Annotated in this window: 19 protein-coding genes; 14 read left to right on the top strand and 5 right to left on the bottom strand. The window is 36.2% G+C overall.

Going from position 1 to position 25,897, the window contains the following annotated elements; all coding sequences use genetic code 11:
• Positions 1–161: 161 nt before the first annotated feature.
• The 14 genes from OXU93_RS01975 (at position 162) to OXU93_RS01910 (ending at position 19,025) form a co-directional block, all read left to right on the top strand.
• Positions 162–1,322: a glycosyltransferase gene (locus OXU93_RS01975; RefSeq protein ID WP_267384162.1), complete on the top strand. Its 1,161-nt coding sequence runs from the start codon at positions 162–164 to the stop codon at positions 1,320–1,322.
• 75 nt (positions 1,323–1,397) lie between these two features.
• Positions 1,398–2,132, top strand: coding sequence for a sugar transferase (locus OXU93_RS01970; RefSeq protein WP_267384161.1), 735 nt, complete (start codon positions 1,398–1,400; stop codon positions 2,130–2,132).
• 317 nt (positions 2,133–2,449) lie between these two features.
• On the top strand, positions 2,450–2,935 hold the full coding sequence (gene coaD / locus OXU93_RS01965; RefSeq protein WP_267384160.1) for a pantetheine-phosphate adenylyltransferase: 486 nt from the start codon (positions 2,450–2,452) through the stop codon (positions 2,933–2,935).
• Between the two features lie 35 nt (positions 2,936–2,970).
• Positions 2,971–3,663, top strand: coding sequence for an ATP synthase F0 subunit B (locus tag OXU93_RS01960; RefSeq protein WP_267384159.1), 693 nt, complete (start codon positions 2,971–2,973; stop codon positions 3,661–3,663).
• 830 nt (positions 3,664–4,493) lie between these two features.
• Entirely contained in the window at positions 4,494–4,685 is a 192-nt protein-coding gene (locus tag OXU93_RS01955) for a hypothetical protein (protein ID WP_267384158.1), read from the top strand.
• Positions 4,666–6,243: a hypothetical protein gene (locus OXU93_RS01950; RefSeq protein ID WP_267384157.1), complete on the top strand. Its 1,578-nt coding sequence runs from the start codon at positions 4,666–4,668 to the stop codon at positions 6,241–6,243. The genes OXU93_RS01955 and OXU93_RS01950 overlap by 20 nt, the downstream gene beginning before the upstream one ends.
• A gap of 374 nt (positions 6,244–6,617) precedes the next feature.
• Complete coding sequence (gene leuC, locus OXU93_RS01945) at positions 6,618–8,024, top strand: 3-isopropylmalate dehydratase large subunit (protein ID WP_267384156.1); 1,407 nt, start codon at positions 6,618–6,620, stop codon at positions 8,022–8,024.
• A 639-nt stretch (positions 8,025–8,663) separates the two neighbouring features.
• The gene (fusA, locus tag OXU93_RS01940) at positions 8,664–10,751 is read left to right on the top strand and encodes an elongation factor G (RefSeq protein WP_267384155.1); all 2,088 of its coding nucleotides are present in this window, start codon (positions 8,664–8,666) and stop codon (positions 10,749–10,751) included.
• A gap of 1,336 nt (positions 10,752–12,087) precedes the next feature.
• Positions 12,088–13,689, top strand: coding sequence for a methionine--tRNA ligase (metG, locus tag OXU93_RS01935; protein ID WP_267384154.1), 1,602 nt, complete (start codon positions 12,088–12,090; stop codon positions 13,687–13,689).
• A 141-nt stretch (positions 13,690–13,830) separates the two neighbouring features.
• A complete protein-coding gene (locus OXU93_RS01930) occupies positions 13,831–14,436 on the top strand; it encodes an NYN domain-containing protein (RefSeq protein ID WP_267384743.1) in 606 nt (201 codons plus the stop codon).
• Between the two features lie 34 nt (positions 14,437–14,470).
• Positions 14,471–15,640 carry an LPS export ABC transporter periplasmic protein LptC gene (lptC, locus tag OXU93_RS01925; protein ID WP_267384153.1) on the top strand — a complete coding sequence of 390 codons (1,170 nt, stop codon included), beginning with the start codon at positions 14,471–14,473 and terminating at the stop codon, positions 15,638–15,640.
• A gap of 41 nt (positions 15,641–15,681) precedes the next feature.
• Positions 15,682–16,386 (top strand): response regulator transcription factor NblR, encoded by a 705-nt coding sequence (nblR, locus tag OXU93_RS01920; protein ID WP_267384152.1) that lies wholly within the window; start codon positions 15,682–15,684, stop codon positions 16,384–16,386.
• A gap of 99 nt (positions 16,387–16,485) precedes the next feature.
• Positions 16,486–17,019 carry a DUF192 domain-containing protein gene (locus tag OXU93_RS01915; protein WP_267384151.1) on the top strand — a complete coding sequence of 178 codons (534 nt, stop codon included), beginning with the start codon at positions 16,486–16,488 and terminating at the stop codon, positions 17,017–17,019.
• 1,208 nt (positions 17,020–18,227) lie between these two features.
• Complete coding sequence (locus OXU93_RS01910) at positions 18,228–19,025, top strand: type 1 glutamine amidotransferase (protein ID WP_267384150.1); 798 nt, start codon at positions 18,228–18,230, stop codon at positions 19,023–19,025.
• Between the two features lie 838 nt (positions 19,026–19,863).
• Here OXU93_RS01910 and hisF read toward each other — a convergent pair.
• The 5 genes from hisF to lpxC all read right to left on the bottom strand — a co-directional run bounded on the left by hisF (position 19,864) and on the right by lpxC (position 25,163).
• Entirely contained in the window at positions 19,864–20,634 is a 771-nt protein-coding gene (gene hisF, locus OXU93_RS01900) for an imidazole glycerol phosphate synthase subunit HisF (RefSeq protein ID WP_267384149.1), read from the bottom strand.
• 87 nt (positions 20,635–20,721) lie between these two features.
• Positions 20,722–21,945, bottom strand: a complete 1,224-nt coding sequence (locus tag OXU93_RS01895; RefSeq protein WP_267384148.1) for an ATP phosphoribosyltransferase regulatory subunit — start codon at positions 21,943–21,945, stop codon at positions 20,722–20,724.
• An 873-nt stretch (positions 21,946–22,818) separates the two neighbouring features.
• On the bottom strand, positions 22,819–23,661 hold the full coding sequence (locus OXU93_RS01890; protein ID WP_267384147.1) for an inositol monophosphatase family protein: 843 nt from the start codon (positions 23,659–23,661) through the stop codon (positions 22,819–22,821).
• Positions 23,662–23,806: 145 nt separating this feature from the next.
• On the bottom strand, positions 23,807–24,166 hold the full coding sequence (locus OXU93_RS01885; RefSeq protein ID WP_267384146.1) for a 2Fe-2S iron-sulfur cluster-binding protein: 360 nt from the start codon (positions 24,164–24,166) through the stop codon (positions 23,807–23,809).
• Positions 24,167–24,338: 172 nt separating this feature from the next.
• Positions 24,339–25,163, bottom strand: coding sequence for a UDP-3-O-acyl-N-acetylglucosamine deacetylase (gene lpxC / locus OXU93_RS01880; protein ID WP_267384145.1), 825 nt, complete (start codon positions 25,161–25,163; stop codon positions 24,339–24,341).
• Positions 25,164–25,897: the final 734 nt, after the last annotated feature.

Here is a 25,897-nt window from a genome sequence, read left to right as displayed (position 1 = left end):
CTGTCTTTTATGTTTAGAGACAAAAATGATGAACTTAGTAATCAGCTATCGCTAGCAAGAGCTCCTTCTCTTTTCATGAATAGAACTACCTGAAACTCACCTTATTTTCTTTTGATGACCCCTGCCTTTGTGACCTTACCCAAAAAAAGGGATATAAAGTTATGAAATATGCCCTAGTTCACGAATGGTTGACCCCCAAAGCAACGGGGGGGTCAGAATTAGTAGTTGAAGAAATTTTACAGCATATTAAAGCGGATCTATACGCCCTAATTGATTTTGAATCTACCAATCCTCAAAGCTATCTCTATGGACGCTCGGTAGGGTCTAGTTTTCTACAATATTTTCCTCTAGCACGTAATGGGGTCCAAAAATATCTACCATTGTTGCCAATTGCTATAGAACAGTTTGATCTAAGGAACTATGATATTATTTTGTCATCTTCTCACGCAGTAGCTAAAGGGATTCTAACCAGTCCTCATCAACTTCATGTTTGCTACTGCCATACTCCGATGAGGTATGCTTGGGACCTAACCTTTGATTATTTACAATATTCTCCTGCTGGAAAAGGGGTAGCCGGTATTATAACTCGCTATCTTTTACATCGTTTACGTCAATGGGATGTAACTAGTGCTAATCGAGTTGATTACTTCATTGCCAACTCTAAGCACACCGCACGCCGAATTTGGCGTTGCTATCGTCGTCAAGCGAAAGTGATTTATCCTCCTGTAAATCTTGAACGATTTGATTTTACCTCTCACAAGGAAGATTTTTATCTAAGCGTTTCCCGATTAGTTAGTTATAAAAAGATTTCATTAATAGTGCGGGCATTTAATCAATTGGGTTATCCTTTAGTTATTATTGGTGATGGTCCTGATCTTCCCTTAATTCGCCAATTGGCTAAGTCCAATATTAAGGTATTAGGGAACCAATCTAATCAGATCGTTGAGCAATACATGGCTAAGGCAAAAGCCTTTGTCTATGCTGCTTGTGAGGACTTTGGGATTGCCCTAGTCGAAGCCCAAGCCTGTGGAACCCCAGTTATTGCTTATGGAGGAGGTGGTGCACTAGAAACTGTACTCGATATTCGTCAATATCCCCAAAAGGGAACAGGAATACTTTTTTCTTCCCAGACTTCAGAAAATTTAGTTAAAACTGTTGAAACTTTTGAAAAGTCTCAACATCTAATTAAATCGGAAAGCTGTCGTCAACAGGCAGCTAAGTTTACTCCGAAAATCTTTAAAACGTCTTATTTAGCGTTTTTAGAAGATTGTGAGAAGAACTTTACCCAAAAAAGTTCTGAGAAAAATTTCCGATTTCTATAATAAGAATTGCCATAATTTAAGTTGTATGGCTTTATGATCGGGAATGTGTGGTGTGATGTGATGTGAAGGAGTAAGATGACTGCTAACAGCCAATTTATCTCTGTCAAAGCCTTACAGGCTTTGATGAGACGGGGTTTAACTTCCTCGTTATCCCAAAGAAGATATCAAAGGTCATGGTCACAGACTTTATTAGATGGAGATGTTACCAAGCGTGTCTTTGATATTAGTTTTTCTCTCTTTATTTTGATTTTCTTTTCTCCGCTCTATTTGATTTTAGGGTTATTGATTGCTGTCAGTTCTCCTGGCCCCATTTTTTATATCCAGGAGAGAGCTGGTAAAAATTTTAAAAAGTTCGGTTGTATTAAGTTCCGAACCATGGTTCATAATGCAGATGAGGTACTAGAGTCAATGATGGCTAACTCCCCTCAGATGCGGGCTGAGTTTGAAGATAACTTCAAACTAAGAGACGATCCACGAATTACTTGGATTGGGAAGTTTTTACGCTTAACTAGTTTGGATGAATTTCCTCAGTTCTGGAATGTTCTCAAAGGGAATATGAGTGTTGTAGGTCCACGACCTTTAGTTCCTGAAGAACTCTGTAAATATGGAAATCGTATTGATAAGGTTCTCACAATTCGTCCTGGAATTACCGGTTTATGGCAAGTTTCGGGACGAAATGATATTCCTTATCCCCAACGGGTTCAAATCGATGTCTACTATGTAAACTACCGCAATTGGTTAATGGATCTTTGGGTAATGATTAAAACCATTGAGGTGGTCGTTTTTCCTAGGAATAATGGAGCTTACTAATTAATTGGGTTATTTCTCACAGTAATAATATTTCTCAATTGAGAATTTCATTAAATCGGAAACTTCCTTTAACCACATGGGTTAAAGGAAGTTTTTTTAATAAATTTAGAACAAAAATTATAATTTTAATGAATCTTAAGTGTCTCATTATCTATCTCAATTAAAGAAAGTAGAGTATAATTCTACTGCTGAGACAGTTGAGCTTATAAAGCTTTATAGATAATATTATGTTTTAATTGTATCTTAGACTTGTGTCTCTTTATCAGGGGAAGTTTTAGGTAGAAGGATAACCTGATTTCTTTTATAAACTAAATCTCGTGATTGCAATTTATCCTGGCAGCTTTGATCCTATTACCCTCGGTCATCTTGATATTATTGAACGGGGGGGGAAGTTATTTGAACACATTATTGTTGCTGTGTTATGTAATCCTAATAAACATCCATTATTTTCGACAGAAAAGCGTGTTGAACAAATCCGTGAATGCACCCAACATTTAACTAATGTTAGAGTCGATAGTTTTACTGGACTTACAGTAGACTATGCTAGATTACATAGCGCTGGGGTCTTATTAAGAGGGTTGAGAGTTTTATCGGATTTTGAAAAAGAACTTCAAATGGCCCATACCAACAAAACACTTTCCGAAGAAATAGAAACTGTCTTCTTAGCGACAACTACTGAATATAGCTTCCTAAGCAGCAGTACTGTTAAAGAAATTGCACAATTTGGCGGACCTATATCCCATTTAGTCCCTGGCAATGTAGCTAGAGATATTTATTGGTACTATCGTGAAAGTCAATCATAATTTATACTTTTTGAGAGTCTATTAACTTAATCTCTATGCTACGCCGAAATCCCCCATCCCGTAATGAAACGGTCAACCATCAAAATAAGGCTATGACCAATCGCCGAGAAGTTGATTTTGATATTCAGCAAGAACTTGCTCATCTTCAGGAGATGATTTACGAAAGTTTTCATATCCCTTTAACACGATGGACAATGATTGATGAAGCAAAATTAATTGATCAACTCGATCTCATCGGAGAGAAGCTTCCTCAATCAATTCGTCAAGCTTTAATGGTTCTCGAGCAAGAAGAGCAACTCTTAACGGAAGCAGAAGCTTATGCACAACAAATTATTCAATCAGCTAAGCAACAAGCAGCACAGATTTTAGATGAGACGCGAATCATCCAACAAGCACAACAAGAAGCCAATCAACTACGGCAACAGGTTCAGCAAGACTGTGAGACAATGCAGAAGCAGAGTGTAGCAGAAATGGAACAGTTACACCAAGTGACAATGGAGGAGATACAGAAGTTACGTCAACAAAGTCTTGCAGAATCTCAAAAACTCCAGGAGGATGCTGATAGTTATACTGATGGGGTACTGACACAGCTGGAACAAGAACTTAACAACATGCTTAATGTTATTCGTAATGGTCGTCAACAATTACATGAAAGTTCATCAATACGTTCCTCATCTTATTCACCTAAAGGCTCTTTATCGAACAGAAATCAAACTTCTGGAAAATAAAGATAACACAATGGATTCACAGTTTATTTGTATAAATACTGGGATATCTTCATCGTAAGATTCGCAGAAATTAAGTAAAGACTACAAAGACAATAGATTGCTCATTTATTACTAAAGATTGCTCATTTATTACTAACGTAGAAGCATTAGGAAAAACGTTTAAATAAATAAGTAAATTTTTGACTAAACTAGAATATTTAGGTATTAAATTTATGATGATAGGATAGCATTTTACCCCTTCTAATCTAGACAAATACCAAAAGTCTTTTTAAACTGGGTAAGACTTTGATAAATAAATTGATTAGAATTAAAATTGCTATTAGCTAGAAAAAGAACATTTAGAAAAACAAATCTACTAACTATTTATAACTAATCTGATTTTTTTAATATGTTTAGACTATAAAAATATCTTCTTGTATTTTAATACTTATTTTTTATAAATTTTACGCTAAGAAATGGATTGAATGGATTCGACTATAGTGAAATAGATAATAACTGTTAAAAATAGCTAGTGTACTTTGTTATTTAGCGGAATTATAAGTAATTTTATTTATATAAAAAAATTACTAAAATAAGAGATAAGACATAATTATTTTTACGTAAATATCATTATGTCTTATCATAATGCTAGGTCTAATTGGCTACTGTGCTTTGACTAAATTTGCTTTTCTAACTTGAATAGTTAGATGTAACTTTAATGTATTTATTTAAACAAATACCTGATTTAACACGGGACGCAATACAATATTAGCCCTGTTCTATCTAAACTTGAGAGCAATATTGACAGGATAGCTATGCGAATGTTTTTTTGTTGAAACGAAAAAGTAACCTTGACCGAACCTATACAAGTTCCTAACACTAGTATCCAATTAATTGACAATTGTCTTCAGATTTTCTCTGGTATTTCTAAATACCAATCAAAGTTATGGTTGAATGGGGTTCCTTTATCTCAACTTTCAGGCATAATAAAAAGGCAGCTGAGGTTAACGACTCAAAACGCCTATGCCTTCTTCCTCCGGTAGTCCCTATAAAAGTAAACTTTTTAATTTCGTAAATCGTCACTCTTTAGAACTACGAGACAATTTTGGCCGTGTTGTTCGACATTTGAGAGTTACCGCTAAATGGGGAACACAAATTCTTGTGTTCCCATTGTACTTACTTGTACAAGCAGGTAGAACGGTTCGACGACAATTGGGACAAACTGTTGAAAGAATTTCCTTATCCTCCGAGGAAATTTCTTATCTTCCCTTGGATAGTGATCGTCCCCTTAATAAAGTTTTACAAACAATTAAACCTTGGTTAGCCTCTTCGGAATTCTTATCGATAGGAAAAGTTACACAAACAGAAACTGATGATAGTAATTTGAGTCATAAATTCACAATTCAAGGAGTTGCTAGTATTTTAGATAGCTGCTATCTAGTGTTAGTCAAATCAAACAATCAGACTGTTGATGTTCTTTCCCCTAGTCAACAAAAAATTCTTCAAAAGCTCATTCAGGTAGAAACTGCGAACTATTTGTATAGTCGTCGCTTCAAACTAACTCAGTCTCGCAAAACTCCTAGTCTAATCTCTAGCTTTTCCACTAATCCCCAAAATGTTTTACCTCCAGTACGCTGGTTTTGGCAAGGAATGAGATGGATGCAAACAAGTCCGATGGCAATAAAACTTAATCTATTTGGAGAATCTTTTTTAAACATTAGAATTGAACATCAGCCAGTCAGCAGTGAAGTAAAACAATCATTCAAGGTGAACATTAAATACTTTAAAGAGGTTATTCAAAAGTCAAAAAACTATTTTTACAAACATTTTAAAAAATTATCCTATAAAGTTAATCAATCAATTAATAGTTATTCGATAAATAGGTCAAAAGAATTATCTTCCTCACAAGACAAACCTAAATTTTTTAAAAAATATATTATCAAATCTAATATTAAACCAATTCAAGAATTAGAACAAAAACTTCAAAAATGGACAAGCCGATCTTTAATGGCAGAAAAAGATAATCCTTTTCAGCTAAGAATGTTGATTTTTGCGGCTATTGATTACTTTTTTGGACAAAAAACTTCTGGTTTTCAATTCAAATCCAAACAATCTTTTAAAACTATCAAGTCCCAGTTTTTATCTCCAAGTGTTAGTTTGCATCACGCTAACTTAACTGAAGAAAGCGATGATCCTTGCTTATCTTGGAATGATCTTTACTTAGAAGAAACAACTTCTAATTTATCCAAACAGTTCATTGCTTTACCTCAATCTTCCAAAGAAGAAGTTTACTCAGCCAAATTTTTGAAAAAAGACTTAAGAATACCTTTTATTAAAAAACACAAGAATAAGCAAAAGAAAAATAAAGAGCTTAACTCAACTGCTACAATTATTTCTAATACTTATTCAGCTTTACAACAAGTAGATATTCAAGATAATTTTAAGAAAAAAACATCAAATTGGATTGAAACTGAAGCTGAATCTACGGGATATGTTGAACATCCGTTAGAAAATATTCTAGAATGGCTTGATATGACTATGTCCTGGCTAGAAAAATTAGGAAGTAGATTGTGGAAATTGTTACTAAGATTAATTAAATAATATTGATATTCCCTATACTACTCTGAGACGGCAGAAGAACATAGAAGATGTATACCATCTCTACTTAACCCTCAATAATTTTAGAATAAAATGCAATCATGGGTTAGTTGTAAGTATCTTTATTGACAGTTATGGATATACTGACGGGTCCATTGTGTTCAGGTTGTTTTATAAACGGCACTATATTAGCAGCTACGAAAAAAACTCTAAATAAAGTTTTTTAAAAAAAGACGAACTCTCATTATATTTTTACTATAAAAAAGGTTACACTCAATATTTGGTTAGGAACAAAGATCAGCTTCAGAAGCAAAGAAACGTTATCATACATGGATAACATGTAAACGATGTATCTTCTAAGTATTTAGGCTACCTACATGAGTCAAGGAACCCTATTCGACAAGGTTTGGGATGCCCATACCGTCAAAGTTTTACCTTCAGGACAAACTCAACTTTTTATTGGACTTCATCTAATTCATGAAGTCACTAGTCCCCAGGCATTCGCTATGTTACGAGAAAGAGGACTAGAAGTATTGTACCGTGATCGCACTGTCGCTACTATCGATCATATTGTCCCAACAGAAAATCAGTCTCGCCCCTTCGCTGACTATTTGGCTGAAGAAATGATCCAAGCCTTGGAAACCAACACTAAAGAGAACGGTATCCCCTTATATAGTATTGGCTCGGGAAATCAAGGAATTGTTCATGTTATTGCACCAGAACAAGGGTTGACCCAACCAGGCATGACCATTGCCTGTGGAGACTCTCATACCTCGACTCACGGGGCTTTTGGGGCAATTGCCTTTGGAGTAGGAACCTCTCAGGTTAGGGATATCTTAGCTTCCCAAACTCTAGCTTTGTCTAAACTAAAAGTCCGTAAAATTGAAGTTAACGGAACCTTAGGAGCTGGAGTATACGCTAAAGATGTGATACTCCATATCATCCGTAAATTAGGAGTTAAAGGAGGAGTGGGTTACGCTTATGAATACGCCGGGACTACTTTTGAGGTTATGTCCATGGAAGAAAGAATGACAGTTTGTAATATGTCTATCGAAGGGGGAGCTAGATGCGGCTATGTAAATCCTGATAAAGTTACCTTTGACTATCTTCATGGCCGGGATTTTGCCCCCACAGGAAACAATTGGGATAAGGCAGTACAATGGTGGAAAAATATCCGTTCTGATGAAGATGCAATCTATGATGATATTGTAGTATTTGATGCAATGGAGATTGAGCCCACAATAACTTGGGGAATTACTCCAGGTCAAGGAATTGGTGTGAAAGAAAAAATTCCTATCCCTGAGAGTCTATCCGATGGCGATCGCGCGATCGCTCAAGAAGCATGTGAATATATGCAACTTTCTCCAGGAACTCCCATCAAAGGCACTAAGGTGGATGTTTGCTTTATAGGAAGTTGCACTAATGGTCGTATTAGCGACTTAAGAGAAGCAGCTAAATTCGCTCAAGGATATCGGGTTTCTCCAGGAGTCAAAGCTTTTGTCGTTCCAGGCTCAGAAAGGGTGAAACTCCAGGCAGAAGCAGAAGGTCTTGATAAAATTTTTGTTGAAGCTGGATTTGAATGGCGTGAGGCTGGATGTTCAATGTGTTTGGCTATGAACCCTGATAAGTTACAAGGAGATCAAATCAGTGCCTCCTCCTCTAATCGTAATTTTAAGGGCCGTCAGGGCTCATCCACCGGGCGAACACTGTTAATGAGTCCAGCAATGGTAGTAGCTGCAGCTATTAGCGGCAAAGTAGCTGATGTCCGGGAATTATTATCCTAATAGTTGGGTTGGCAGTACCAAACCTATTCTGAATTAATCCTGGTAGCAAAAAGTATGTGTATTAGTTTAGGGGTTATTACAAAATCTCATACTTTTACCTTGATAAGGGCTAATTGAAAGTATCCCTTATCAAGGTAAAACAAAGCTCTTTCGATGCCTAGGACTATAACATCTATAATTAGCTAAAAAATATTAATTGCATATCCCTTGCTACTTATGTTCAGTACAGAGATTAGGTTTACTCATTGTAATCTCTCTTTACTTCCATAAAGCCGCCATAGAGCTTCCTAAACAAGCTATTAAACCTACTTTTCTGTGTTCAGAATGACTTCCCTTAAACTTTTAAGGTTGCGATTACTGGAATAGTTATCTTAATGATTGTAAACTATCTATTCAAAAAGCTGAATCTACTTTTTTATGTCTATGAACTTAAACATAGTCAGAACAACTAGAGGAGGAAACAAACTTTCACTGTAATTTAAGTGTAAAATTGCTTAACAATTCTTGGTGTCGTCATAGACATAACTCGAATGTGTAACGCTCCGAGTGGTTTAGTTCCAGCCTCCTGCGCTGGCTATGAGTAAAACGCCTATTTTCCCCTAAATACCATTTGTAAGACCTAAACCCTGTAGACCTAGTATGAACAAAGACCTAACTCGTTACCGTAACATTGGCATCTTCGCTCACGTCGATGCGGGAAAAACTACCACCACTGAAAGAATTCTCAAACTAACTGGAAAAATTCACAAAATAGGTGAGGTTCATGAAGGCGCGGCTACCACAGACTTCATGGAACAGGAGCAGGAGCGTGGGATTACCATTCAATCTGCCGCTACCAGTTGTTTTTGGAAAGATCACCAACTCAATATTATTGATACTCCAGGTCACGTTGACTTCACCATTGAAGTCTACCGCTCTCTCAAAGTACTTGATGGAGGAATTGGAGTATTTTGTGGTTCAGGTGGAGTAGAACCACAGTCAGAAACCAATTGGCGTTATGCTAACGATTCCAAAGTCGCTCGAATTATTTACATCAATAAACTTGATCGCACAGGAGCCGATTTCTTTTCAGTTATCAAACAAGTAGAAGATATCCTTGTCGCTAAACCCCTAGTTATGGTACTTCCCATTGGAATAGAAAGCGAATTCCGTGGAGTTATCGATCTATTAACTGAAAAGGCTTGGATTTGGGATGATTCTGGAGATCCCATGAATTATGAAATTAAAGAAGTTCCTGCCGATATGGCTGATCAAGTCACCTTTTACCGTGAACAGTTGATCGAAATGGCAGTTGAACAGGATGACGAGATTATGGAAAAATATCTTGAAGGGGAAGAACTGACCATCGATGAAATTAAGTCCTGTATTCGTAAGGGAACCCGTGAACTTGCCTTTTTTCCCAGCTACTGCGGTTCCTCCTTTAAAAACAAAGGAGTACAGCTAGTTCTTGATGCTGTAATCGACTATCTACCCAATCCTACCGAACTCAAACCTCAACCGGAGGTTGATCTTGAAGGTAACGAAACAGGAGCATTTGCTATTGTCGACCCCGATAAACCACTACGGGCCTTAGCCTTTAAGATCATGGATGATCGTTTCGGCGCACTCACCTTCACCCGTATATATTCTGGAACCCTTTCCAAGGGAGATACCGTGCTCAACACCGCTACAGGAAAAAGCGAAAGGGTTAGCCGTTTGGTGGAAATGCACGCTAATTCTCGTGAAGAAATTGAAACTGCACAGGCCGGAGATATTGTTGCAATTGTAGGAATGAAAAATGTCCAAACAGGCCATACTCTTTGTGATCCCCAGTTTCCAGCCACTTTAGAACCTATGATCTTCCCTGATCCTGTAATTTCCGTTTCTGTCTCTCCGAAAAAGAAAGGAGACAATGAAAAAATGGGAATAGCACTCAGTAAGATGGTTCAAGAGGATCCCTCATTTTATGTAGAAACCGATAAAGAAAGTGGTGAAGTTATTATGAAGGGGATGGGAGAACTTCACCTTGATATTAAGGTAGATATCCTCAAACGAACTCATGGGGTTGAGGTCTCAGTTGGTAAACCCCAAGTCGCTTACCGTGAGTCTATTACAAAAATCGTCAATGATACCTATATCCACAAAAAACAATCTGGGGGGTCAGGTCAATTCGGGAAAATTGACTATGTTATCGAACCCGGAGAACCTGGTAGTGGTTTCTCCTTCGAGTCCAAGGTGACTGGAGGTAACGTTCCCAGAGAATTTTGGCCGGCAGTTCAGAAAGGCTTTGAAAACAGTATTAAGAAAGGAATTCTAGCTGGGTTCCCCTGTGTAGATCTTAAGGTAACATTAACAGACGGCGGATTTCATCCTGTTGACTCCTCTGCAATTGCTTTTGAAATTGCTGCACGAGCTGGTTATCGTCAGTCCATTCCAAAAGCAGGACCCCAACTCCTCGAACCTATTATGAATGTGGATGTATTCACTCCTGAAGATTATATGGGAGATGTAATCGGTGATATTAACCGTCGTCGAGGAATGATTAAATCTCAAAATTCGACTCCTATGGGAGCTAGAATCAAGGCTGATGTCCCATTAAGTGAGATGTTTGGTTATATTGGAGACTTACGTACAATGACTTCAGGCCGGGGTCAATTCTCTATGGAGTTTTCTCACTATTCACCTTGCCCTAACAATGTAGCTGAAGACGTGATTGCCGAAGTCAAAGAACGTCAGGCCACTTCTTAAATTTCCAACAAGGTTTTTATTTATTAAAAAATTCCTGATCTCTATTATTTTCGATCAGGAATTTTTTATTCTAGAAGTAGATATCCTCGAAAATATTCCCAAATTATAATCTGGATTAGTTTTAGATCAAATCAATTCATGAGGTTAACTGGCAAACAACATAAATTATGTCTTATCATCTGATGGCAGTGGTGCATAATTTACAATTTGCAATTAAGACAATCCTACAACCTTAGGTAATTAACTCTACTTTTGGGATAAACATGAGGAGTTAGGTACACTTAACCACTTTTATAATTTCTCTATAATCTAGAAATCTTAGACGATGAAGTAAAGTTTCTCACCACGGATTGCTTTCAGTTTCAACTTTGAGTTAATCAATAGTTACAAAACTATATCATTTAACTGGTACTCAATAATTTTATTATGGTGTCAGTAAAACTAATTCTAATATTGTAAAGTATTTAGCCTGAGATTAAGGAGTCTATCGCGAAACATTTGTAATTAACAATTATTTTAGATACTTATTAATAAATAATAAGTATCTAAAATAATTGTTAATTTAATGGAGATAGTTTAATTTTTAGCCCACCATGCCCTAATCATTCAGATTGCTTAAAAACTCAGCCATAACTTTTCGTAAATCTCCCCTTAATAGTTTTGTCTGAATAAGGGAGTTATTTACTATAATTACACTAATCTAATCCCTTAGCCAGAAAGAATTATGTCTTAACCTATGGCGTTATAGTCATCCGAAAAACATTTATTTTATCTTAGTGACTAAAACAAAAGATATCTCTCTAAATTAATGAAAAAATAACCTAATTAGATCAAGCTGTAACTAATGACTTCCTAAATTTGGTAGTAAATGATTTTTATATGAGTTATCTGCGTCTCTATCCTACTTGTCTCTATTCAAGTCTGACTAGTTATTTTTAAATAACTAAACATAAAGCAAAAAATGATAATAATTTTGTTTTGAGCTATATATACAACCGATTTAACTTGATAAAAATTATTAGTTCTCAAAATATCAACAAAAAATCTTAGATTATTTATATAAAAATTCGAGAAACTATTACGATAGATTACGTTAGCTTAGAGAAAGATTTAAACAGTACCTCTTAAAGTAAGCTGGAATCTAAAACAACAAAAAAATTGTCTGTAAAATTTTAGCTTAAGGTTATTTTTATTTATAGAGAGTCCTCTATTAGGCTAGAACTAAAAGTGATACAAATAACTAACAACTTAATTCCAAGTGGGGATAAACATAACAGTAAAAAAAATGTGTCAATAGCATAGGTAAATGCCGTTTATTTTTACAGTGTAAGTTTAAATGATCACAGACAAGACTAAGTCACAAACATTTTCTTTAACTACTCCTTTGTATTACGTTAACGACGTGCCTCACATGGGGAGTGCCTATACGACTATGGTGGCTGATGTCATAGCACGCTTTCAACGACTGAAAGGTTCTACTGTCCTATTTATCACGGGAACCGATGAACATGGACAGAAGATTCAACGCACTGCAGCAGACAAAGGACTTGATCCGCAACAACATTGCGATAAGGTTGTTGCAGGTTTTGAAGATCTGTGGCAAAAGCTGAATATCCAATATGATCGTTTTAGCCGCACAACTAATCAACGTCATGAAGCAATTGTCAAGGAGTTTTTTCAACGTGTCTACGACAATGACGACATTTATCTAGCTCAACAAAGGGGATGGTATTGTGTTCCTTGCGAAGAGTTCAAAGAAAAAAGGGAATTACAAGAAGATGGGTGTTGTCCTCTTCATCCCAACAAAAAAGCCGAATGGCGTGATGAAGAAAACTATTTCTTTCGTTTGTCCAAATATCAAGAGGACCTCGAAACCTTATATGAAGAACATTATGAGTTTATTCAACCAGAAACTCGCCGGAATGAAATCTTAAAATTTGTTAGTCAAGGGCTGCAAGACTTCTCAATTTCTCGTGTTAACGTCAATTGGGGTTTTCCTATTCCAGTCGATGCTAATCATACCATTTACGTTTGGTTTGATGCTCTTCTAGGATATGTGACTGCTTTGCTTGACTCTGATCAGGAACCGACTCTAGAGAACGCTTTATCTCAATGGTGGCCCATTAATCTTCACTTAATCGGGAAAGATATTTTACGCTTCCATGCAGTATATTGGCCAGCCATGTTGATGTCAGCAAAATTGCCTTTGCCTGAAAAAATTTTCGGTCATGGATTTTTGACTAAAGATGGTCAAAAAATGGGTAAGAGTTTAGGGAATACAGTCGATCCTTTGGATTTAGTGAACCGTTATGGCTCCGATGCTGTACGTTACTATTTTCTTAAAGAAATTGAATGTGGACGAGATGGAGATTTCAATGAAACCCGTTTTGTTAATGTACTCAATGCTGATTTAGCTAATGATTTAGGAAATTTGCTCAGTAGAACTCTTGGGATGACCCAAAAATATTGTAAAGGGATAATTCCTAGAGCAGCTAATCTTCCGTTAGATCATCCATTAAAAACTACTGGTCAAGATTTGGGGATAAAAGTAACTCAAGCCTATGAAAGCATCAAGTTTAATCAGGTCTGTGAAGAAATTTTTAGTTTAATTCAGGCAAGTAATAAATTCATTGATGAACAAGCTCCCTGGAGTTTATTTAAACAAGGAAAACAAAAGGAAGTCGAAACTATTCTAGCTGCTGTGTTAGAATCAGTCCGCTTGAGTGCTTACTTATTATCCCCAATAATTCCCAATTTAAGTAATAAAATATACCAGCAATTGGGGTTATCCGTCGATTTTAATGACGGCGATCACGTCCGTCAAAATGTTCCCTTTGCTCAACATAGTCAGTGGGGAAAAATTGAAGTTAGTCAAACCTTAACTAAATCCCAACCTATTTTTGTTAGGCTTAACCTTCCCGAGGAAGAATCTACCTAAATCTGGCCAAACCGGGTGTTAGGGAAACAATGTTGCTATTACACCTTTTACCAATTTACAAATCCCATGAAATATAAGCCAGAAATAACAAATCCATTTCATAAACCATACCTTCTCAATAATCAACCAGGAATAAGACAAATGTTTGAAGAATTTGAAGATGATTCTATATTTACTCCAGAACAGGTATTAGAAAATAGAGGACGTGTTGCTATTTTTATTGATGGCTCCAATTTATTTTATGCTGCTCTTCAATTAGGAATTGAAATTGACTATACAAAGTTGCTGTGTCGCCTGACAGGAGGCTCTAGGTTATTAAGGGCTTTTTTTTATACAGGAGTTGATCGTACCAACGATAAACAACAGGGTTTTTTATTGTGGATGCGTCGTAATGGTTATCGAGTAATCGCTAAAGATCTGGTTCAATTACCTGACGGCTCAAAAAAAGCTAACTTAGACGTAGAAATTGCTGTTGATCTCATGGCTTTAGTAGGAGCTTATGATACCTCTGTAATCGTCAGTGGTGATGGAGATTTAGCCTATGCGGCTGACTCAGTTAGCTATCGAGGAGCGCGCATCGAAGTTGTTAGCTTGCGTTCGATGACTAGTGATAGTTTAATCAATGTCGCTGATCGTTACATTGATCTTGACCAAATAAAAGAAGATATTCAAAAAACTCCCAAACCCAATATGTCTTATGGTAGTTTTTCAGGGGTCGGGATGTTAGATAGTAATAAACCAGGATAAGGTAGGTAGGTTAGACTCACATAACTTCAACCAAATGGATAGCTCAAATTTTTTTCAGACGCAGCATCTCCAACCCAGATGGGTTCTAATAGTTGGAGTGCTGTTTCTACTCTCGGCTATCACTGCCTGTCAAGAAAACAATCAATCCCAGATCAATTCTGATAAACCACAGCAGGAAGCTACCAATGTAGAAAGTCAATTAATCCTTGAAAACGCGACCTTAGAACAATCTAATCCTAAAGGAGAAATGCTTTGGAAAATTCAAGTAGATGAAGCTGCATATAGTCCTGATCGTAAAAAGGCTAAATTAACTGTCGTCAAAGGCAATATTTTTCAAAATGGTAAGATTGTTCTTCGCATTAAGGCTGACCAAGGAGAGATTTTTCAAGATGGACAAGAAATTTATCTCAAAGAAAATATTGTCGCTGTTGATCCTCGTAACAATGCGGTAATGCAGAGTGACGAGGTGGAGTGGAAACCCCAAGAATCGATCCTCGTAATACGAAAAAATTTACGGGGTTCTCATCCTCAACTTATGGCTTCTGCTAAGGAGGGTAAATATTATGCTACTAAGCAAAAACTTGAATTTATAGGAGATATTATTGCTACTTCGAAAAAGCCTCGGATGCAACTAAAAACAGAACATCTACTCTGGAATATTCCTGAACAAAAGGTCATGGGTGATCGCTTACTTAATATAGTTTGTTTCCAAGATAAAACCATCACTGATAAACTAGTCGCTAACCGTGCTGAAGTTCATCTCAACACTAAACAGGTCATTGTTCAAGAAAATATTGAGTTCAAATCAATTGAACCTCCAGTACAAGTAGCAACTAACGAATTTATTTGGAAATACAAAGCGCGCCAAGTCACCTCGTACAAACCGGTCAAATTAATTCACTATCAACAGGGAGTTGTTATTGCCGGTAATCAGGCTGAGGTTGATTTGATTAATAATATTGCTTATCTTCGAGGCGGAGTTCAAGGCAATAGCACCGCTAATGCCGCTAAACTATATTCAAACAATCTTACCTGGAATGTTAGTACTCAGATCATCGAAGCTTTGGGAAATATCATTTACGAACAAACTAATCCGGACTTTAATTTAACTGGAGAAAAAGCTGTAGGCACTATACACGATAACAAAATTATTGTCAGCGGCAATACTCAAGATCGAGTAGTAACGGAAATTTTTATAGAATAAATGACTTAAACTGACAGTTTTTTACATAAAAAATATCACTTATGAGTTTAATAACCTCTAATACGATGAATCGTTGTATTTTGTTAGTACAGCTTGATGAATCCTTTAATCAACGTGCGAAAGCTGATTTAATAGAAATTGGTTACACCCCGGTGATTGTATCTGACGCTCATAAAGCCCTAATCGAAGTCGAGAAACAACAACCAGCTATGATAGTTATTGATCGTCACCGCTCCAAAAAAGCCGGATTAACTTTGTGCCATCAGTTGAGAAAGGCTCAGAACCAGAACCAGGCGTTGATTATTATGGTACTTGATCAAGACAGCGTTGAAGAAAGAGTAGCTTGTTTAGAGGCAGGAGCTGATGATTATATTTTAACAGCTTATCATACTGAAAACCTACTCAAGTTAGTCCATTTTTATTTAGCTACTACTAAGACAGTTACTGAAAAACTTCAATTTGACAATTTAATGTTAGACTTGCATAACCGCCAACTTTTTGTGGATGAAATAGCTATTGATTTGACAATGAAGGAATTTGAATTGCTTAAATACCTCATGTCTCATCCTAAGAAAATACTAACACGGGATAAAATTTTAGAAAATGTTTGGGGATATGATTTTCAAGGGGAATCTAATGTTATTGAAGTTTATATTCGCTATTTGCGCTTAAAAATAGAGAGTAAAAATCCAAAACGATTAATCCACACTGTGCGCGGTGTTGGCTATGTCCTAAGAGAAGGATAATGAGAAAGAAAGGAGACAAGGAAAAAACTTTACTTTGTATTTCTTTTCTCCTATTCAACTGTAACTGTTTATAAACATTGATTTAAGATGGGATTTGCAATGAAATTATCGATTGCCTTAACTTCAACTTTTATCATTGCTATTTTATCCTTTGGAGATTTTTTTTCAGAGTGGACTGACTTTCGCTCTAGTAGCCTTGAGAAGGTATTAGAAATAACCGCTCAAACCCAGGGTAAAAAACGCCCTGTAGAAGCCAAGGCAACGATCACGATCAATGAACAAGTGATTGCATTAGAAGTTGCTAAAACTGCAGAACAACAACGTATTGGCTTAATGTATAGAGAATCTTTAGCAGACAATCGAGGAATGCTCTTTATTTTTGAGCCAGCAAGACCGGTAAGATTTTGGATGAAGAATGTTAACTTTCCTTTAGACATGATTTTTCTATTCAATGGAGAAGTAAAACAAATAATCACCAATGTCCCCCCTTGTCAAGAAGACCCCTGTTCCACCTACGGACCTACTCTTAACACTGATATCGATATGGTGATTGAATTACGCGGGGGGCGTGCTACACAATTAGGTATTAACTTAGGCGATTACATTCCTATTGATTTTGTTACTTCTTCTTGAAGTTTTTCTAGGAGAGCCCTTTGTGCCGTGTCATTAAAACGAACATTACCTACTTTTCTGGCTTACAACAAGGCATTACTATATCACTAGGCTTTTCTAGATAGAACTGCAATCATATTGTCATTTGCTTACTTTCGTTCATATACTTCTATAATCGTCATCATCCATTTATCCATAGGCTTTTCGGTTGTTCTCCTTCGGTTTTATTCGTCCCGCCTGTTTACAGAACAGGACTTCCTACACGCAAGCAAAATAGAAAAGTTTTAATTTTTGTTTAACAATGTTCAAAATTGGTGTCAAATTTACACTAAATCATATCAATATCTCTATTAGTTTTGAGCTTCTCATACTAAGAAATTTTCTGATTCTTTCAATATGAATTGATTGTTTACCCACTATCTTAATGATTTTCAATATAGTGAACTGCACTATATATCTGATTGTTCATTTCTTCTATATCAAAAAACAAATCTTTAATATTGACTATTTGTAGGCTCTAGTGTGTGTAAGATACTGGTATACCTTAGGTATAATTTTGCCAAATATCGTAATAGTGAGTTCAGTGGATAGATAGTACGAGAATAATGCGAAGAAACCCAACAAGTCATTTATAGTTTTGAGCCCTTGAAGGTTGATAAATAAAGAACTGGTCAACATAGCTATGCATATATCTATCGATAATAGTTAATTATCTTCATTAGTTTCCCAATATATAGAGTGTTTGCTCTTCAGGAAGACCATTCCCTAAAGATTAACTATGTGACGTATTATGCTAATGTTGAAAGAACAATCATAACAAGCTCATAAAGTAAGAACTTAATTAATAGTTATTATTCTCAGGACATGACTGCTTGAATCTATTGAGAACCACATAAAAATTGAAAAAGACAATATTAACACTACATATAAACAATTCCTAACATTGATTCTATAAAAGCTTAGCGCTTTCTAATCATCTGACTGCTGTTGCTCAACGTCTAGTTGAACAAACTCAAGAGTTTCTTATAAACTCATGGCAGTACAGTTAGGTAAATATTAAAGAATAAGAATAAATTTATAAGTGGTTGGGACAGATATAAGATTAGTTCTACCATAGTTAGTTAACTATGATTATTGAAAACAAAAGAAGAGCACAATAAATCAACTCAAAAGTGGATAGCCTTGAAAGAACTAAGATAAAATGCTCTGATAACTTTTGGCTTTAACCTATGTTTCAAACTAAAGAATTACGTATCGGTTGGCTGTACCCTAGTTTAATGAGTACTTATGGTGATCGCGGTAATGTCATATGTCTTCAACGTCGTTGTCAATGGCGTGGGCTCAGTGTTACCATTATCCCCATAACTCAGCAAACAGAAGTCTCGACGTTCAAAAAAGTTGATGTCATTGTCGGGGGTGGAGCGCAGGATCGCCAACAAGAGATTGTGATGCGGGACTTACAAGGTGCTAAGGCAGAAGTTTTTAAGGACATAATTGAAGAAGGAATCCCTGGGGTATTTACCTGTGGTTCACCTCAACTTTTAGGTCATTACTATGAACCTGCTGTAGGACGGCGCATTGATGGACTAGGATTGCTGGATTTAGTTAGTAAACACCCCGGAGCGGATATGCCTCGTTGTGTTGGTGATGTTGTGTTTGAAGTCACTCCTAGTCCCCTAGCAGAAGCTTTGAGAAAACAATTAGGAAAACCTCCGATTATCATCGGCTTTGAAAATCATGGAGGACGAACCTATTTAGGAAAAGTCGAACCATTAGGGAAAGTGATTAAAGGATATGGAAATAACGGGGAAGATGGTTATGAGGGAGCTTTTTATCGTCATGTTATCGCTACTTATTGTCACGGACCTTTGTTACCTAAAAATCCTTTTATTGCTGACTGGTTAATTCAAACAGCTTTACAAAAGAAATATCAAGTTGAAATTACCTTAGATCCTATTGACGATTCTCTCACTGAACTAGCTAGGAAAGCAATGTTGGAACGTCTTGAAGTTAGTTATGTAGAATAAGAATATTTCACAGTGAAATGTCTACTAAAATTTTAAATACTCAATATAGTTTGTGTATGGGTAATTAGTAGAAACACCGCAAAAATCAAGACGGATATAATAGCAAATATGAAATTATAATTATTAACTTATATGAATTCCCTTATTTTATATCCTTAAATAGAAATTGACCACTTTTATTCAGTTATTTTATTTCTTTGTGGGGACTGGTATGGTCTTGCAATCGTGTTTAACAGTGGAAAGATATTAATAGTTCACAAGAGTATCGTTTTTAACGATACTCTTGTGAACTATAGTAATAGGCATTTATAATTGTCTTGTTCTGGTATTTTGAAGGAATCATAAACCAGCTCATCGATTCAAAAGTATTCTGTTAGTTAGCAGTTAACATTTGTTTCCTATATTTCCCCATAATAACCTCTCTCTGTGCATCTTTGTCGGCATAAGGAGTACGCTTAAAGGGAATGAACAAGGTTTGGTTTTAAGTTTAACTGCTGCACTAACCACAGTTTGGTCATATAAGCTGTGGTTGTCTGGCTTGTTCTTAAGTACGCATTGTTCACAACCTGTTTATGGCGGCAAACTGTTTTATCCTTTCAACAGTTTCTATGATACAAGTCATACATTAACCATAGCCTCCAAAACTAAATGGAAAACTCTTTAATTTTGGAGGTCAATCCGGTTTTGCAGAGCTTTTTTTTTGAGGTTAGCTCCTTGAGCTACTACGATATTTTTATTTTCCTTAACAAAAAAATAGTTATTTACTCTTATCATCCAAATCTAAGTTTTTAACACTCAGTTGAGTTCAAAAAATAATTTTGTTTAAGTTGAGTAGTATTTACATATCTCTAACGGGAACTTGACGATCACGTAAGTATTCTTTTATATTACTAATAGTCAATTGACCGCAATGAAGCAAAGAAGCTAATAAAGCGGCTTCAGCACGACCTTTAGAGAAAGATTCATAGATATGTTGGCAATTTCCTGCTCCCCCAGAGGCTATTACTGGAATTTCTACCCGTTCAGCGATAGTTCTAGTTAATTCCAAATCATATCCAGCCTGGGTTCCATCCGCATCCATACTAGTTACCAATAATTCTCCTGCGCCCCGTCTTTCTATTTCTTGTGCCCACTCTATAGCATCTATCCCCGTATTCTCTCGTCCTCCTCTCACATAAACTTCCCAGCCCTCGTTACCAGGATATCTACGTCGCCTAGCATCAATAGCAATTACAATACATTGTTTACCAAAGCGATCACTAGCACGGTTGATAAAATCTGGTTTACGAACAGCGGCGGAGTTGATGCTAATTTTATCAGCTCCAGCCCTCAACAGATTTTTGATGTTTTCTAAGGTTTGAATGCCACCTCCAACGGTTAAAGGGATGAAAACAGCTTCAGCTGTACGATAAACAACATCAATAATAGTATCTCGTCCCTCATGAGTGGCAGTAATATCAAGAAAAACTAATTCATCAGCTCCTGCATCATTGTACATTTTAGCTAATTCTACAGGATCTCCAGCATCTTGAAGGTTAATAAAGTTAACACCTTTGACTACGCGACCGGCACTAACGTCGAGACAAGGCAAAATTCGTTTAGCTAACATTTTGATGAGTTTTCTAGATAGATATGTAGTTTATTTCTAAATAATAGACTTGAAAAGTAATCACTGAAATCAGAGTTGATTTTCGGTCTAATTATTCAAAACTTCAATTTTTACTTCTTCTTTGTCAGTTATCCAAACGAGACTTTTAATGTAACTTCGCAGCGCATAATTACGGATTTCTTCAGGAGAACGTCCCCCCAATTCTAGGGCTATTCTTAGTTTTTCTGAGGACTGTCTAAGTTTTTGAGCATAATTCAAGGCCATTGGTTGAGCTTGAGAAGTTTGAGCAATTACTAGGTAATCAATTAGAGGAGGAGTTTGCGGCAAAATAGTAGTGGTTAATAAACAGGTATATATGTCTTCAAGATTGAAAGAAAATCCGATACCTGGGGCTGACATCCTTCGAGGATGGTAAACCCCAAGAAGTTCATCATAACGTCCTCCTTGACCTAAAATTTTCAATTGGCTATTATTTTGTCCAACAGCCTTAAATACTATTCCTGTATAGTAGTCAAAGGTTTGAATTAAACTTAAATCCAAGGTAAATGGAAATGGTTTTGACCAACTCGTTTCAATTAGTTCGACTAGGGACTTCAGATTATTAACACTTTTTTGTCCCTCTTTATCTAACTCTAATTGAACAACTTTTTGGAGCACCTGAGTAGGAGTTCCCCGCAAATCAAATAATAATTTTCCTCGTTCTTGTAAGTCAATAGAAGGGTAATCAAGATTTTCCAAAGTAACATAGTCAAGTTGGGCCAAACATTGACGAACCTGATTCTTGAGGGAACCTGGAAAGGGTTTAAGAAGCGATCTAGTGAGACTAGCTTCTCCTAAAATGAGATGCCAATAGGGAATTTTTAACTGTTCAAGACAATCAGCGACTAATAATAAAATTTCCGCATCCGCTAACACTCCCCCCGAGAAAAGTAATTCTACCCCGGCTTGATAAAATTCTAACTGTCTTCCGTGATGACCTACCGGAGGATCTCGAAAAACATTAGCACGATAACAAAGGCGTTGGGGATAAGCAGTGTCAGCCATGCGAGTAACGACAGTCCTGGCGATTGAGGCAGTTAGTTCCGGCCGCAATCCTAATTGCCCTGTAGAACTATCCTGCAGTTGAATGACTGTTGAAGGATCGATAGCTCCTCCAGCCGTCAACGTTTCTAACCATTCAATAGTCGAGGTAACGACACGTTGGTATCCCCATTGTCCAAAGACTTTTTGAAGATGATCATTAATCCAAGCCTTTTGTACAACTTCGAGGGGAAGTAAGTCCCTTGCTCCAGCAGGTGGTTGATGAATCATAGTTTTTTATGCTTATTACCTTGTATTGTTTCCTCTAAACAGGGAGGTTAAAGTCCCGTCTTTTAGCCTAGCGTAGGATTATCTTTTACCAGCTAAGTATAAACTACTTTTTTGAACAAAATGAAGAGTCAAAAAGTTCTCCCTCAATTAATTGTTCATCAGTTGATTAAAGGATTGTTTCGTTTAAATAACTACCAGATGTTTAGAGTTTCTTGGTGAAGCTTGATCGCCGTGGACCTTAATTATGGCGAACGGAATACGTAATTATTTGGTTCAGTTTTAAGAGCCTCTCGTAATTCTATAATGTCCCAAGTCATTATAGAATTACGATTAACAGAATCAACAGTAGAAACATGAGTTTTTAAATCTCCAGCGGTTGTTAATGATTATCTAAACCAGACTAAGATTTAGGCAGTTCAGTATAAAGATTCAACCATAGTTTTTCCTTGGACGTATTCATTAAGTTGGGCAATTTTTATAAAAATGTTAACTCTAAGCCTGGTACTGTTCAGCAATTAAGTATTTAATTAACTTTTAGTTTAGATAAATTAAGTTAGTATTTTGGATAGTTGTAACCTTATCTCCTTCGCCTAAATACAGAGTATTTGAGCTGAGATTAACGGTTATTCATCACAATATTTCTCTATTCATCTTTAGTTGCTTAATGTTTTCTATTTGATTTTTGTAGCTATTAGAATACACACAAAAGGTGACTTTTAAGTAAAGTTAATTTGCTTGATATCTACATTTGTTGGAAAGTCGAACATTATATTGTGTTGTCGATTGATGATAGCACATTCAAACAGTCCTCATTTCATAGGAAAGCTCATACAAAATTCTAAGTCCATATAGCTAGGACTACCTATTATTCGACTATAGTGATTTTGCCTGATAAAAATTTCGTAGCCAAGGAAGCGCTTCATTCAAAGCTTGACTCAAAACATGATGAATATGCCCGTTGGTAGCTAATAACTTCCCCGACTTAAGAATTAAAGTACTCCCATCATAAGCGGATATTTTTCCCCCTGCTTCTTCCAAGATAATAACTCCTGCACTAATGTCCCAAGGACTTAACCCTTTTTCCCAATACCCATCGAAGCGGCCACAAGCTACATTAGCTAAATCAAGGGCTGCTGATCCTGTACGGCGTACCCCTTGAGTGATATGAGTTAGGTAACAAAATTCAGGATAGTTAGTATCTTGAGTGTCTCGGCGATCATAAGCAAATCCTGTTACTAACAAACTATTACTTAATTCTGTAGTTTTAGAAACTTGAATAGGACGATAATTAAGGGTAGCTCCTAATCCTTTAGCTGCTCTAAATAGCTCTTTTCTAAAAGGATCGTAGATAGCCCCCACTTGGGGAATTCCTTCTACCAGTAACCCAACAGATACAGCGGAAATAGGATAACCATGGGCATAGTTTGTAGTTCCATCAAGGGGATCAACTACCCAAAGATAATTACTTTCATCTATTCCTAAAAGACCAGACTCCTCAGCTAGAATTTGATGTTGAGGGACTCGACGACGTAGAATTTTTAAAATAGCTGCTTCTGCCGTTTTATCGGCTTCGGTAACTAAATCTCCAGAACGATCTTTTTCTTCAATTGTTTCTAATTTACCCCAAAGATCTTGCAAAACTACTCCAGCGGTCATTACTGCTTCCGTAGCAACTTCTAAGAGTATTTCCAGTTCATGTTGGACTTGTTTGTGCATAATTAGCAGTTAATAATAAGCTGTTGATAATTTAACGATGGATAAGTTTTTTTCTAAAGAGAAGCTTTTAAGCTATTGTGTACAATTTTGTTTCTTTTCAATAATTGAGGATAGATATGGCTATTCTTCTTCAGTTATTGAATCATTATCTATAAAAATTCTTAATTTTTTTTCCCCTCCCAAAATTTTGTCCAAATTGAAGATCATAAACTTCATCCTCGTTTTGAGTTTCTAACTCTAAGCTAGATCGAGCGTAACTAACACACAATAAAGCATAACCTCTGTCTTTTAATTCTGAAGATAACCCGATAGCTTCGGGTTGATAGACCTCTCCTGACAAAATACGCACAGCACAAGTAGTACAAGCCCCGTTTCTACACAAGAAAGGTAATTGATTACCTTGTTCTTCCGCACTATGAAGAATGTAGCGATCATCGGGTACTTCCAGGGTATATTCTTTTCCTTCTTGACGATGATTGATGCGAACTGTATGATAATGGACCATAGTTTGGCAATACAGAGCACTAGTTTTAGTAGGAACAAACTTATGTCTAATGATAACTCTGCTTTCCCCTCATGGAAAACTTTTTTGCTTTCCTAGAAAATAGTTAAGTCATATTAGAGTTTGAATCTAAATCGCAGCTGTGGTTATTTATCAGGTCGATTTATTTTTACTCTTAAGTATTTAATTTTTTTTTGATCGCCATAGCTAATTGAATATGAAGCTTATGACTTGCTTTATAGGCCAAAAAATGTCCTTGAGGAATGGTTCCTAACAAACTTAAATCCCCAATTAAATCTAATAATTTATGACGGGCTGGCTCATTCTCAAATCTCAAAGGAAGATTTAACCATTTTTCGTGATCACACACTAAGGCATTTTTTAAACTTCCTCCTTGAATTAAACCCATTTTTTGTAGTTTTTCAATTTGATCAGCAAAACCAAAAGTTCTAGCAGGAGCAATATCTTTTTCAAAGGAGTCTATATTAGGATTCCAACTATGCCACTGATTGCCAATAGCAGGGTAAGGAAAATCAATTCCATAGGTGAAGCGAGTCTCAAACGCGGGGATAGCAGCCACAAAAGCATCTCCATCCCTAACCCAAATCGGTTCTAATAAAGTAGAATTTGTGGACCATGAAGAAGGAGTAACACCCCCACAAATTATCGCTTTAAGCCATTCTTGCGCAGATCCATCCAATAGCGGTATTTCTGTCCCATCAACTTCAATACGAGCGTCTTTGACCCCAATGGCGATTAACGTGGAGAGAAGATGTTCGACCGTACGAATAGCTACATTTCCTCGACTTAATTTCGTTGATAAAGTCGTCTCGCTAACTGAAGCTACCTCGGCAGGAATTATAGGATTTCCAGGTAAATCTACCCTTACAAAATAGCGACCTTCTCCCGATTGTGCAGGTAAAATACTTACCTGAGTTTCTACTCCAGAATGTAGCCCGATTCCCGATACTGTAACAATTTCTCTAAGCGTAGAACTCATAATTATCCCCACTACTATCTAAAGGTAAAAAATAGGCTATTATCAATTATTATTGATTTATATCTCTCTTACTTACTTCATATCCAGTCTTCATATCTAATTCTAATGCCTCAGCCACTTATCAGACCGTTAATCTTGATCGTAATAATATGGAGACTAGAAGCCTTCTTAGCCCCTAAAACTGCTTCTAGTAGTTTTTCTCAATGGATATCTTAAAGGACTGAATTTCACTTTAATGCATCTATACCAAAGATGGCATTCCCTCTATGCAAGTAAAGCAGGGTGATTTCTAAAAAAATTTGTCTATCAGTTGAAAAATACCTTGAACTTGATTGAGTTTTATCTCAAATCTTTTGGTAAATAAGCTGACGTACGCTGTTAATCACCTGCTTATTTTGACTTATAAGTAACAGAATTTTAGTAAACTCAATATTAAATTGATTAATAATTTATAAGAAGTTCAAATTAGCAAAAGCAACACTCTAATATCTTATAGTGTTACTTTTGTTATTAAAGACTTATTTTTTATACTAATTCTAGAATAGATTATATTTCTTTGTTAATTATTATATTTATTCATTTTACTAAGCAAAAAAAATTAGCAAATAATCAACTATCTGTATAATATATTTTCGTTATAAATTGGACTTTATAGAAATAGATTATGAGATTTTTATTGGGTATTTTTAGATAAAAACTACATTGATTTAAAAATTAAGTTGTTTAACTTCTAT

Origin of the sequence: Cyanobacterium sp. uoEpiScrs1, assembly GCF_947331815.1 — a bacterium.
Classification (GTDB): Bacteria; Cyanobacteriota; Cyanobacteriia; order Cyanobacteriales; family Microcystaceae; genus Rippkaea.
The sequence above is the reverse complement of the archived record's forward strand: the minus strand, read 5'-3'. Positions and strand labels throughout refer to the sequence as shown.